The organism is Sporomusa acidovorans (genome assembly GCF_900101845.1).
Taxonomy (GTDB): Bacteria; Bacillota; Negativicutes; order Sporomusales; family Sporomusaceae; genus Sporomusa; species Sporomusa acidovorans.
This window is the reverse complement of the sequence record NZ_FNAM01000026.1, coordinates 1-12,834: the sequence shown is the minus strand read 5'-3', so window position 1 is coordinate 12,834 and position 12,834 is coordinate 1. Positions and strand designations below refer to the sequence as shown.

The 12,834-nt window shown below is 47.7% G+C and carries 10 protein-coding genes; 8 read left to right on the top strand and 2 right to left on the bottom strand.

All coding sequences use genetic code 11. From position 1 onward, the window contains the following. Positions 1-61: 61 nt before the first annotated feature. Positions 62-778 carry a polysaccharide deacetylase family protein gene (locus tag BLR65_RS17110; RefSeq protein ID WP_245692859.1) on the top strand — a complete coding sequence of 239 codons (717 nt, stop codon included), beginning with the start codon at positions 62-64 and terminating at the stop codon, positions 776-778. Positions 779-879: 101 nt separating this feature from the next. Here the strand turns inward: BLR65_RS17110 and BLR65_RS17105 are convergent, their stop codons facing one another. After that, on the bottom strand, positions 880-1,281 hold the full coding sequence (locus BLR65_RS17105; protein ID WP_093795402.1) for a hypothetical protein: 402 nt from the start codon (positions 1,279-1,281) through the stop codon (positions 880-882). Between the two features lie 159 nt (positions 1,282-1,440). Between BLR65_RS17105 and BLR65_RS17100 the strand changes: the two genes are divergently transcribed. The 7 genes from BLR65_RS17100 (at position 1,441) to BLR65_RS17070 (ending at position 11,986) form a co-directional block, all read left to right on the top strand. Next, entirely contained in the window at positions 1,441-3,666 is a 2,226-nt protein-coding gene (locus BLR65_RS17100) for an ATP-binding protein (protein ID WP_093795401.1), read from the top strand. A 20-nt stretch (positions 3,667-3,686) separates the two neighbouring features. Beyond that, positions 3,687-4,454, top strand: a complete 768-nt coding sequence (locus BLR65_RS17095) for a CXXX repeat peptide modification system protein (RefSeq protein WP_093795400.1) — start codon at positions 3,687-3,689, stop codon at positions 4,452-4,454. Between the two features lie 217 nt (positions 4,455-4,671). Then, positions 4,672-6,156 carry an alkaline phosphatase gene (locus BLR65_RS17090; protein ID WP_093795399.1) on the top strand — a complete coding sequence of 495 codons (1,485 nt, stop codon included), beginning with the start codon at positions 4,672-4,674 and terminating at the stop codon, positions 6,154-6,156. 1 nt (position 6,157) lies between these two features. Further along, positions 6,158-7,282, top strand: coding sequence for a YibE/F family protein (locus BLR65_RS17085; protein WP_093795398.1), 1,125 nt, complete (start codon positions 6,158-6,160; stop codon positions 7,280-7,282). A gap of 163 nt (positions 7,283-7,445) precedes the next feature. Beyond that, positions 7,446-8,588, top strand: coding sequence for a glucose-1-phosphate adenylyltransferase (locus tag BLR65_RS17080; RefSeq protein WP_093795397.1), 1,143 nt, complete (start codon positions 7,446-7,448; stop codon positions 8,586-8,588). Between the two features lie 237 nt (positions 8,589-8,825). After that, positions 8,826-10,757, top strand: a complete 1,932-nt coding sequence (glgB, locus tag BLR65_RS17075) for a 1,4-alpha-glucan branching protein GlgB (protein WP_093795396.1) — start codon at positions 8,826-8,828, stop codon at positions 10,755-10,757. 26 nt (positions 10,758-10,783) lie between these two features. After that, positions 10,784-11,986 carry a glucose-1-phosphate adenylyltransferase gene (locus BLR65_RS17070; RefSeq protein ID WP_093795395.1) on the top strand — a complete coding sequence of 401 codons (1,203 nt, stop codon included), beginning with the start codon at positions 10,784-10,786 and terminating at the stop codon, positions 11,984-11,986. Between the two features lie 137 nt (positions 11,987-12,123). On the opposite strand, the gene BLR65_RS17065 is transcribed toward BLR65_RS17070, so the two are convergent. Continuing rightward, positions 12,124-12,588, bottom strand: coding sequence for a hypothetical protein (locus tag BLR65_RS17065; RefSeq protein WP_211285284.1), 465 nt, complete (start codon positions 12,586-12,588; stop codon positions 12,124-12,126). Positions 12,589-12,834 lie beyond the last annotated feature (246 nt).

The following is a 12,834-nucleotide window of genomic DNA, read 5'->3' as shown; positions in this document are numbered from 1 at the left end:
TCATATCTTACTCCTGGCCTGCGTAGTATCAATCAGGAATACTATGTAGGGGGAATCCTTTTTGCGTAGTCTGCTATATCGTAATTTTTTTTGTTTCACCATGCTTGTTATTGGCGTGGTAGGCAGTCTGCTGGCTGAGACAGTTGCGCTTGTTGATAATCAAAATCAGGCAATCAGAAAAGTTCCCACCACGCACAAGGTGGTCGCTCTTACTATTGATGACGGGCCACATTATAAAACAACCCCCGAGGTACTGAAAGTTCTAAAAGAGAAACAGGCTAAAGTAACATTTTTTGTTCTTGGAGCGAATGCGGAGACTTATCCTGAGATTATCGCCCAGGCAGCGGCGGATGGGCACGAAATAGGGAGCCATGCATACAGCCATCGTTTTCTTAACAAAATGTCCCCTGACGCTATTTTGGATGAGCTAGAACGGACGGAAGCGATTATAACCAACGCGGGAGTGGCCAGACCTAGCTTGATCCGGCCGCCAGGAGGAGGCTATAATGATCAAATTGTTGCCTTGCTTCGCCAGCGGGGCTATACAACCATACTTTGGTCGGTTGATCCCGGGGACTGGCGGCGCCTGTCTGTTGAACAGATTGTTAGGACAACACTCGAGCAAGTGCAGCCGGGCAGCATTGTACTGCTGCACGATGGACAGTACCCGTTGCCGACCCCGCAGGCAATTGGCAGCATTATTGACAATCTTCGTAACCAGGGCTATCAGTTGGTGACAGTAAGCGAATTATTGCAGTATTACGAAGAAAGTCAATAAAGATTCAGTTGATCGAAAGGCAGGTCCGTTTGGTGTCTGGAAATTTCAGGTGTACCTCGCGCGCGGACCGGAAAGCGGAAAAGGGACGTTGGCAAGAGCAACTAGTTTTTGACAGGTGGGGTATAAGGCTTTAGGGTTTGCCAATGGGCCTGAATCAGCCGGTCATAGCGGTACATCGTGGCAGTCCGTTCATTTCTGAGCGATTGAATGGCACCCAGAATTTTTTGGTCAAACTGGTAAACTTTCGCTTTGGGTACGGTAAGCGGTTTGGCATATTCCTTAAGCTTGGTAGCCACTTTGCAATTGGTTTTCGTTTCTTTAATTAGGACCGCCGGTTCCAGCAGGTCAGAGCCTTCGTAGCGATGAATCAGGCAATTGGGCTGCAGCCGGTCAATAACATTTTTGCTTTCACCGTCAAAGATTAGCATGCTGCCGCAGCCCGGACAAGCAGTCAGATCTCTCGGCAAATAGTTATGGCAGCCTTTACATACAATTTCGTTCATATGACATCCCTCCGCCCCTAGTGTATCCGAAAAATCAGCCGACTATGATGCAGGTAAAAAATTGAGACTTGACAGGAGAAACCGGACATAGTGGAGAATTTTTCTAATAGAAATGATCCAATTTTCTTAAATAGTTTTGGCGCAAGGGGGGAACACAATTTGAATAACTACCGGCGCTGGCTGATAGCTATAACCCTGTTAATACTGACAGCCGGCTGGCTGGGAATGACCTTGGCGGTAAAGTTAACCGAAGAGGAGTTGCGGAGCAAGTTGTTGCTCAGGGCAGAAACAGCCGCAACCATGATTAGCTATGAACGGATAGAACAGTTGACCGCAACGGCAGTAGATAGCGGTTCCCCCAGTTATGAATATTTGCGCGAGCAGTTGATTGCTACTCGCGCGGTGAATACAGACTGTCGATTTGTGTATTTGTTAAAAGTGGTGGACAAGCGAATGGTATTTTTGGCGGATTCAGAGCTGACGACCTCGGCGGACTACTCGCCGCCCGGTTCGGAATACAGTGAGGCTTCTGACGCGTTACGCCAAATTTTTATTGACGGCAAAGCTTTTGTCGAGGGACCCCTTAGCGATGAATGGGGGACCTGGGTGTCAGGGCTTGCGGCAGTGCGTGATCCCGCCAGTGGGCAGATAGTCGCTGTTTTGGGCATGGATATAGCAGCGCGTGACTGGCAGGTTGCTGTGACTAGCACGAGATTGATTGGCATGGGGATAACACTGGCCATCCTTATGGTGATGTATGCTTTGTTTTACGCGCTGCAAACTTCGGCCAAAGCGACTGAACGGGTATATTTGGCGGAAAAACAGGCTAAAGAGGCGCTAGAATCCGTAAGTCGGGCCAAAAGTCAGTTCATGGCCTATTTAAGCCATGAGATTCGCGCCTCGGTTAATGGCATTTTAGGGTTAAGAGAGTTATTGGAGACAACGTTGCTGGATAGGCAGCAGCAGGACTATGTGGTTGCGATTGATTATTCAGCCCGCTCGCTGTTAACGGTGCTAAATGATGTTTTGGATTTCTCTAAAATTGAAGCAAACAAAATGGTCGTAGAGAATGTCGACTTTGCTTTTCGCCCCCTGCTGGCGGGAATAAAAAAAATGCTGCAGGCAGCGGCCATCAATAAAGGACTGGAACTGGTGACCACTGTTGATCAAAACATTCCGCAGATACTGGGCGGGGACCCGGCGCGGCTGCAGCAAGTCCTGCTGAATCTGGTAAGTAATGCTATTAAGTTTACCGATGCGGGACGAGTAGAAATTAAGGCAGCATGTCTTAGCCAAGATGCCAGCACTGTGCAGGTGAAAATTACGGTTGACGATACCGGTATTGGACTGGAGCCGGATGAAATGGACAAAATGTTTCAGCCTTTTGCCCAGGCTGAAGGCGCAAATAGCCGCAAGTATATGGGAACAGGACTGGGACTTTCTATTTCCGCCAGTTTAGTCAAACTTATGGGCGGTGATATCGGGGTTACCAGTCATAAAGGCGAGGGCTCTGTTTTTTGGATTACCATTCCTTTCCGGTCGGCCACTTCTAATAGTGCGTCCTGTCTCGACGAAGCTATGCTCAGTACGCCGGTTGCTCCGGCGGAGCAACTGCCTGCCTGGTTGACGCAACCCATTGCGTCAGCAGCAGAAAATCAAGCAGGTAATGTTCTGATTGTAGAGGATAATCCGGTTATCCAACAGGTGCTGATATCCCAACTCAGACATCTGGGACTAACGCCGGAGGTAGCAGGTAATGGCCCGGAAGCCGTACAAAAGACGCTGAATGGCGAATATAAACTGATTTTTATGGATTGTGGTTTGCCTTTACTGGATGGAATGGCTGCAACCCGGCTGATTCGCGACAAAGAGGCTGCAAGCGGGCGGCATGTGGCGATCATTGCCCTGACAGGCAGGTCTTTGCCTGATGAACTGCAGCAGTGTTTAGCTGCCGGGATGGACGACGTCCTGGTAAAGCCTGTATCTGTTCAGGATCTTAGGCAAATGGTTGAACGCTGGCTGCGGGAAGATTTTTCTGAGTGCATTGACAGAAGCGTGTTAAAGGAGTTAAAGCAATTAGCCGACAGCGGTCAATCTCATATCGACCTGTTTATTGATTCTTATCTGGAGGAATTGCCGTCGCTTACCGAAAAGCTGAGAAATGCACTGCTGGCTTGCGATGCCGCACAAGCGAGTGCTGTCGCTCACAGCTTAAAGTCAATGAGTGCGACCATTGGTGCCATCAGACTGAGTAATTTATTCGGCGACCTGGAACAACTGAGCAAAAACGGAAACTGTGTAGAGGCAAGAACGCTGATGGCTAAAGTTGATACGGAGTTGAGGCAGGTGGGACCGGCGCTTAAACGTGCCGCCGGCTTATTATAATGTAAAGGTATGGTGAGATTATGGCGTACCATATATTATTGGTTGATGATGTGCTTTTAAACCGCAAAGTAGTCAAGGTGGCCCTAAGCGCCCTGCCGGACGTGGCCTTTCTGGAAGCCGCCGACGGTGTTAATGCATTGGAGTATATTCACAGTCAAACAATTGATCTCGTTATCCTGGACCTGATTATGCCGGGAGCCTTAGCCGGCTTTGACGTGTTGCGGCAGATTAAGGCAAGCGTGCTTTATAAGCATATTCCGGTCATTGTTTATTCGGCCGTATCGGATACAGCCAGCATCAAGCAGGCACTTGAGCTGGGAGCGTATGATTATTTTATTAAACCGCTCAAACCGTTGGAGCTGCAAACCATTTTGCCGGAAAAGGTTAGAGATGCTTTGCAGACCACGGAAAAAAAAGCAGATCATCCAATTGAGCTAAGACAGGCTTGGGAGCAGCCCGCAAAAGTAAGGGATCAGGTTGTAATCGGCTGTGTTACCTCAGAAGAGGCGGCATCCATTAAGTTTTTAAATGCCCGGAAGGCTGAACTTAAAGGCAAATTAAAAAAGCTGATTGATATGGATAAGGAAGAATTGTACTGCACCTTGTACGATATGCTTGTTCAGGAAATGGGCGAGGTATCTACGGCTTGCGAACAATGGTGGGATGAAAAGTTTGAAAAATACCAATGGGATAATATTGTCGGCGACGAAATTGAAGTGGATTATGAGAGTGGTCAGGTATTAGTAAAGAATATAGCGCCAGAAGACAAGGAAGATACAGCAAAATAATTTATACGCGTCTGCCAGCGGTGAAGCAAGGCAGGCGCTTTTATTTTATTCACTCTCATATTTTTGTTTTCCGCCGGCAAGGCAGGACACAGCACCTGCGCCGTTGGCGCAAGCCCGGTTCTTTCTTAACAAACACTTAACAATAAATTAACCAATAATATCCAGATGCTATTTATAATAGAGATATATACATAACAAAACCAAAGGAGGAGACAGGGTGAATAAGAGAATAAAATGGGTTAGCTTGTCTGTTGCCATTATTGTTTTAATTGCCGTTGTGCTGGTAGCTGCCTTGCCGCAGCAGCAGATAGCTAACGCCAGTGTAGACAACGGCTATGCCGGCAAGAAGGCAAAATATGTATTTTTCTTTATCGGCGACGGTATGGCTATGCCGCAAGTGAATGCTGCCGAGATTTTTAAGGGTACGCTTGAGAGTGACAATAAAATGCATAAAGGCAAGCTGGCGTTCACGGTTTTCCCGTATCAGGGAATGCAGACCACTCAGTCGAACAACACATTTATCACGGAATCGGCTGCAGCCGGAACCGCTCTGGCTACCGGACATAAAACCAATAACGATATTTTAGGCATGGATGAGACAAAAACCGTAAAGTTTAAAACTATGGCTGAACTGGCTAAGGAGAAAGGCATGAAAGTGGGGATTGTGTCCAATGTGTCGATTGACCATGCCACGCCGGGGGCCTTCTATGCGCATGAACCTACCCGCAAAAACTATTATGAAATTGGCTTGGCGCTGGCCAACAGCGGTTTTGACTATTTTGCAGGCGGCGGCCTTTTGGCTCCTACCGGTCCCAAAAGGGATAAAACAAGTATTTTTGATATCGCCAAAAATAACGGCTATAAAGTGGTCAACACCCAGGCGGAGTTTACTAATTTGAGCAAACAGGACGGCAAAGTATTCGCCGTGGCTGAGGAGCTTGCCGCCGAAGCGGCTATGCCATATGATATTGACAGCAGTTCCGGTCAGGTTACTTTGGCAGATTTAACAAGAAAAGGTATTGAACTGCTGGATAATTCCCAAGGCTTCTTCCTGATGGTGGAAGGCGGTAAGATTGACTGGTCCTGCCATGCCAATGATGCCGCAACAACGGTTCGCGATGTACTGGCTTTTGATAATGCAATTAGTGAGGCTCTTAAATTTTATGCCAAGCATCCTAATGAAACACTTATCGTAGTAACCGGCGACCATGAGACCGGTGGGATGTCAATCGGCTTTGCCGGTACAGAATATGAAACATTTTTCAGCAAAATTGATAATCAAAATCTATCTTTTGAAGAATTTGACAAAAGGATAAAAGCTTATCGTAATTTAGTTGGTGAACAGAATGGCAACCTGAATGACTGGCTGCCGATTCTCGCCGACAATTTTGGTTTGACGGATTTAACTGACTATGACAAGAGCCGGCTCAAGAGTGCTTTGGCCGCCAGTATGGTTGATCCCAAGAAACGCGGCAAAGATCCCGCCAGTTATTTGCTTTATGGTCCTTATGAACCGTTTAGTGTAACCGTTACTCATATCCTTAATCAGAAGGCCGGCATTGGTTGGACCACCTATGCGCACACCGGGGTAGCTGTGCCGGTATTTGCGCAAGGAGTTGGCGGCGATTTGTTCCAAGGCTACTATGATAATACCGATATTGCCAAAAAGATTATGAATATAATGGGCGTAAAACCGCAATAACATGCCAACAGGGAATAATTTCCGCAACATCGATAAGATATTTGTATTGGTAATTGCTGTGCTTTGTCTGGTATTATATTTCCTGCCGACCGGGTTTCCGACGCAAGCAGATGACTATGTCCGCTGCAAGGCTGAGGTAATTGCGGTTGATAACCAGGCTGTTCATCAGCGCGGTGTTGTCCGGACCGGAATCCAAGGGTTAACCTTGCGAATTGAAGAGGGAGAATTTGCCGGTCAGCAGATTGAAGCCAATAATACACTGCTGGGAAAATTGGAAATGGATAAGTTCTTCCAGTCCGGAGATACGGCATTTGTAGTAGTTAAGGGACAAAATGGCCAGGTGAGTGTGGCCAACGTAATTGATCACTACCGGCTTGACAAGGAAGTACTTTTGTTTGGGCTGTTTATCCTTGTGCTGTTTTGGTATGCCCGCTGGACTGGGGTAAAGGCGGTTCTGTCTTTCATTTTTACCATTTTGATTTTATGGAAAGTACTTTGGCCCTTATTTTTAAAAGGCTGGGATCCTATACTGTTGTCGCTGCTGGTGGTTTGCGCGATTGTTGGCTGTGTTACCTTTTTGGTAACAGGGCTCAGCCGGACAGGAGTGGTCGCGTTTCTCGGAACGGTGTCCGGTGCCATGGCCGCTTGTTTCCTGGCTGTTTGGTTTGGCCAGATATTCAAAGTCCATGGTGCCGTTGTCCCGTTCGCCGAGACCTTGCTGCATGTAGGCTTCAGTCATATTGACCTTACGAAAATCTTTCTTGCCGGCATATTTGTGGCCTCCTCCGGAGCCATGATGGACGTGGCCGTGGATATTGCGGTAGCCGTAACCGAGCTTATTGCCAAACATCCGGCCATTACCCGTAAGGCGGCAATTGCTTCCGGCATGAATGTCGGCCGGGCTGTTGTCGGCACAATGACAACCACATTATTACTGGCGTATTCCGGTTCCTTTACCGCGTTGATGATGGTATTTATGGCGCAAGGTACGCCAATCATGAATATCTTGAACCTAACGTATATTGCAGCAGAAATTCTGCATACGCTGGTCGGCAGTTTTGGCGTTATTCTGGTAGCGCCGTTTACGGCCTGGCTGGCGGGCTGGCTGCTAATCAGCCGGCAATAAATAAACTAAATATTTCTTCCCCCCCTCAAATAACGCACAAAGCACCTGATCAGACTTTCGCAGAGCAGGTGCTTTGTGCATTTATAAAGCAGGTTCTATATCTCTTTCCTGGAGCATAAGCTGGTTATATCTGCCGTGCAGCCAACTTCAAGGAGGGAACATTTTGGAAAATAAAGAGTGGATTGCGCTGGTGTTGGCTGGAGGGCAAGGCACCAGGCTGGGAGCATTGACCAAGGAAATTGCCAAACCGGCCGTGCCTTTTGGCGGCCATTACCGGATTATTGATTTTACATTGAGCAACTGCCGGAATTCAGGAGTAGACACTGTCGGCATATTGACTCAGTACCGGCCGCTGACCCTTCACTCGTATGTCGGCAACGGCGCTGCCTGGGACCTGGACCGAACAGACGGGGGAATACATATTTTGCCGCCTTATGCCAGGGAAAAGGGAGGTAAATGGTATGCGGGGACCGCTGATGCCGTTTACCAAAATAGGGAGTTTATCGAACATTTTCAGCCACAATACGTAGCGGTGCTGTCCGGAGATCATATTTATAAAATGGACTATAGGGCTATGCTTGAGCAGCATAAAATCAGGCAGGCTGATGCTACGATTGGTGTGCTGGAAGTGCCGTGGGGAGAAGCCCATCGTTTCGGAATTATGGAAACGGCAACCGGCGGGCGCATTGTCGATTTTATTGAAAAACCCTGCCAGCCGAAAGGGAACCAAGCTTCCATGGGGGTGTATATTTTTACTTGGAAAGTGTTAAAACAGTATTTGAGCCATGACGCTTCCTGCGAGAGTACTCAGCACGATTTCGGGAAGGATATTATTCCGGCCATGTTGGCTGCCGGTCAGCGGTTGTATGCTTACCGCTTCGACGGTTACTGGAAAGATGTTGGAACACTGGCAAGTTATTGGGAAGCTAATATGGATTTGCTGGGGGATTGCCCCAGATTTGTGCTGAATGAGCCTGAATGGCCGGTATATTCCGGGAAATTAAGCCTGCCGCCACATTATCATGGTGAGAAAGCCAGAGTAACCAGTTCTTTGATTGCCGGCGGCGCCACCGTTTTGGGTGAAGTGGAAAACTCGGTAATTTTCTCCGGAGTTTATATTGAAGAAGGGGTCAAGATAAAAGACAGTGTTATCATGCCTTATGCCAGAGTGAAAAGAGAAGCCTCGGTACAGGGTGCAATTGTTACTGCCAATACCATAGTTTGTACAAGTAAGGAGGAAGCGAGCATCAGCGGTGTCATACCGGTTGCCCGGAAACAGATTGAGCCGGTATACCTGGCGGTTTAAAGGTAGTGGAAAAATAAAGAATAAAAACCATAATTTTACAGGAGTTTATGGGATTAGCGGCGAACTATTCTATACAAAATCTATAGGTAAAGGCAATAAAGATTCTCTTTCTGTCAGGGGTGTTAGCAGCATTTTACCGTGGGGCTTGACCTTGCTTTACCTAACACCCTGCCGCAAGTTTTTGCTTTATTAGCTGCAAAATAGGGAAAAGTACAGTGAAGATAAGGATGATAAACAATGGACACTGCCTGTTTTGATGATCAGGATCTATATTTGTTTCATGAAGGTAATCTCCAGCGCAGCTATCGCCTCTTGGGGGCGCATGTGGCCGAGGACCGCCAGGGAGTCAGGTTTACCGTGTGGGCGCCGCATGCGCAGGCTGTCCGGGTTATTGGCGATTTCAATAACTGGGATGGCAGTAGACATGCCCTGGAAAGGGTGAGTACTTGCGGTATTTGGAGTCTGTTTGTTCCCGAAGCCCAGGTCGGCACCTTTTATAAATATGAGATTATTACTGCCGGGGGAGAAACTCTGCATAAGGCAGATCCTTATGCTTTTGCCGCAGAACTCAGGCCAAAAACGGCTTCTAAAGTAGCTAGGCTGGAGGGGTATGACTGGCAGGACGCTGCCTGGCTGAAAAGAAAGGCCAGGCAGTCAGTTTATAGCCAGCCCATAAATATTTATGAAGTCGACTTGGGTTCATGGAAACTGGGCGGCGACAGGCAACGCTTATCTTACCGGGATTTGGCCCGGGATTTGGCTGACTATGCTGCTGAGATGGGTTATACCCATATTGAACTGTTGCCGGTTGCCGAGTATCCGTTTGACGGGTCCTGGGGTTATCAGGCTACCGGCTACTATGCGGTAACCAGCCGCTATGGGTCGCCCCAAGATTTTATGTATCTGGTAGACTGCTGCCACCAGCGGGGGATTGGCGTGATCCTTGACTGGGTACCGGGACATTTTTGCCAAGATGCGCACGGACTGCCAGCCTTTGACGGTACAACACTCTATGAATACGCTGATGCGCGCCGCAGTAAAAATCGGGGCTGGGGAACGCTCAACTTTGATCTTGGCCGACCGGAAGTGATGAGCTTTCTCATTTCCAACGCCTTATTCTGGATGGACATTTACCATATTGACGGAATTCGCATTGACGCGGTTGCCAATATGTTGTATCTCAACTATGGCCGGGAAGAGGGCGAATGGACGCCTAATTGCTATGGCGGGACAGAAAACCTTGAGGCTATTCAGTTTTTGCGGCGGCTTAACGAAGCCGTATTTGCGAGTTACCCGCAGGCATTGGTGATTGCCGAGGATTCTACAGCCTGGCCGTTGGTTACTCATCCCACCTATCTGGGGGGACTGGGGTTTAATTTTAAATGGAATATGGGCTGGATGAATGATATGCTGCGCTATATGGAGCTTGATCCGGTGTATCGCCAGCATCATCACAACCTGGTGACATTTTCATTTATGTACGCGTTTTCCGAAAATTTCATCCTGCCGTTATCCCATGACGAGGTAGTTCATGGCAAACGGTCATTGCTGGATAAAATGCCGGGAGACTATTGGCAAAAATTTGCCAACTTGCGCGCCTTTTATGCTTATATGATGGCTCACCCCGGTAAAAAACTGCTGTTTATGGGGGGGGAGTTTGGACAATTTATTGAATGGAACTGTCAGGATAGTCTGGATTGGCACTTACTGGACTATGAAATGCATCGAAAATTACAGGAGTATGTCCGGAACCTTAATCATTTTTATTTAAAAAATCCCGCCATGTGGCAAAATGACCGTGATTGGCAGGGATTCTCCTGGATCGATTGTCAAGACTGGCGGCAAAGTGTTTTAGTATTTAAACGGCAAGGCAAGCAAGCCGACGATTTTATTATTGTTGTAGTAAATTTTACACCGGTTGTCCGGCGGGAATATCGGATTGGAGTACCGGACGCAGTCTATTATCTTGAAGTATTTAACAGTGATAATCCGGTATATGGCGGTTCCGGTCAGAGTAATCACGGAAAATGTAAACCGGAAGCGGTTGTCTGGCATAACCAGCCGGCTTCGCTGGTGATAACCCTGCCGCCTTTAGCTGCCGTATATTTTAAGCCGGTTGGCTATAAAAAGCCCCCAAAGTTGCCGGCAGCAAACTGCGTTCCGGAATAGACAGGACTACAGGGGAGGAGAGCACTTTGCAAAGCAAAGAATGTGTCGCTATGATTTTGGCGGGCGGGCAGGGAAGCCGGCTGGGAATGCTGACCAAAAAGCTGGCAAAACCGGCCGTACCGTTTGGGGGCAAATACCGGATTATTGATTTTCCTCTAAGTAATTGTTACAATTCCGGAATTAATACTGTCGGCGTTCTTACCCAGTATCAGCCGCTGGCCCTTCATTCCTATATAGGGATCGGCAGTGCCTGGGACCTGGACCGGCGCAACGGCGGTGTCTTTGTGCTGCCGCCTTATGTGCGGGAAAAGGGCGGTGAATGGTACAAGGGCACGGCCGACGCTATTTATCAAAACTTTAATTTTATTGAAATGTTTCAGCCTGACTATGTGCTGATCTTATCAGGTGACCACATCTATAAAATGGATTATTCTCTCATGCTGGATTACCATAAAGCTCAGCAGGCCGATGCCACGATTGCCGTTATTGAAGTACCCTGGGAGGAAGCCGGCCGCTTCGGCATTATGAATACGGATCAAGACAACCGGATTGCCAATTTTGAGGAAAAACCCAAAAAACCCAGGAATAATCTTGCCTCAATGGGCATATATGTATTTAGTTGGCCTGTGCTCAGGGCTTATTTAACGGCAGATGCCACTGATAGCAACTCCAGTCATGATTTTGGCAAAAATGTGATTCCCCAAATGCTGGCCGGCCATGAACGGCTTTATGCGTACCGTTTTAACGGTTATTGGAAGGATGTCGGTACGGTGGAAAGTTTCTGGGAAGCCAACATGGATCTTCTCGGCGATGAGCCTGCGCTCGATTTATATGATTCCGACTGGCGGATTTATTCGGTTACTCCGACGCAGCCCCCGCACGTAATCGCCGGTGCGGCGCGGGTGGTTTGCTCGCTGGTTAGTGAAGGGTGTCGGATTTTCGGGCAGGTTGAAAACTCGGTACTATTTCCCGGCGTCTATATCGGCAAAGAAGCGATTGTGAGGGACTCCATTATTATGCCCGATGCGACAGTTGGCTCTAAAGCCGTTGTGAACAAAGCGATTGTTGGCCGGAAAGCAGTGATTGAGGCTGGAACGCAACTTGGCAGTAATGAGCAAAGCAGTCAGGAAATCAGTAACAAGTTTGCCGGTATAACATTAATAGGTGATAACCTCATTATTACCGCCGGGATGAGGCTGAGGCATAATGGCTTGCATACCGGCCAGTGATTCTGTAATAAAAAGCTGCCGTTAGGGGGAGGAAAAGTCTGAAATCCTTGGTTAACATGCTTAATAAGGGAAAAGAGCATGCCAAACAGGCCGTCCGTAGGACGACATAATGGTAAATAATGTATTTTAATTAAGAATTAGGGTGTAGGTGCCAGAATTTGATAACCCTGTGCTTGTATCAGCAGAATGGCTTCTTTTATCGTAAATTCATGATGAACGACAGGACGAACATCAGATTGTTTATATAAACTAGGGTTATAGGGTTCTTTGGTTTTTAAAATGTGATAGATGGCTGTTAACAGCATACGAGCAATGGCAATGATGGCTCGTTTATGGCCTCTGCGCCGCTTCAGTTGCAGATAGCGGTTTCGGATTTCGGGATGCTTTTCGCTTTTGATTACGGCGGTAGCACACTGTACCAAGAGAGGCTTGATGTAGCAGCCGGCTCTCGAAATCCCGTTGAGACCTTTAGTAAAGGTAGAAAAGCGATGGCGTTTGTAAGCAGTGATGCCTTTGCTGTTGGAAGAAGCGATACAGGCTACGACGAAGGTTTTGTGAACGTCAATGCCACAACAGATGGGATAGACGATTTTTAAAGCCACAGGAAAAACTCCTTTCCCAAATATACAGGGATTAGCAGCAGGGACTGATTGCCTAGCAATAAACGAGTTGTTTATACAAAGATAAGTCTGCGTGCTCGAAGCAACACTTATTTGTGGTACGCCAAGCCAAGCTTGGTAGTTTCTGGCGCGGTGAGAGTCCGCGCAGGATAAGGCCTAACCAGCCATCCGTATCGAGTGTTGCGCCTATATTGGTAACAACATAGGTGAAGTGTACACAGAGCAAGA

What these genes read in the sequence shown, in the direction of transcription:
- BLR65_RS17105 (WP_093795402.1), bottom strand. Translation starts at nt 1,281, where the DNA reads ATGAACGAAATTGTATGTAAAGGCTGCCATAACTATTTGCCGAGAGAT.
- BLR65_RS17095 (WP_093795400.1), top strand. Translation starts at nt 3,687, where the DNA reads ATGGCGTACCATATATTATTGGTTGATGATGTGCTTTTAAACCGCAAA.
- BLR65_RS17085 (WP_093795398.1), top strand. Translation starts at nt 6,158, where the DNA reads ATGCCAACAGGGAATAATTTCCGCAACATCGATAAGATATTTGTATTG.
- glgB (WP_093795396.1), top strand. Translation starts at nt 8,826, where the DNA reads ATGGACACTGCCTGTTTTGATGATCAGGATCTATATTTGTTTCATGAA.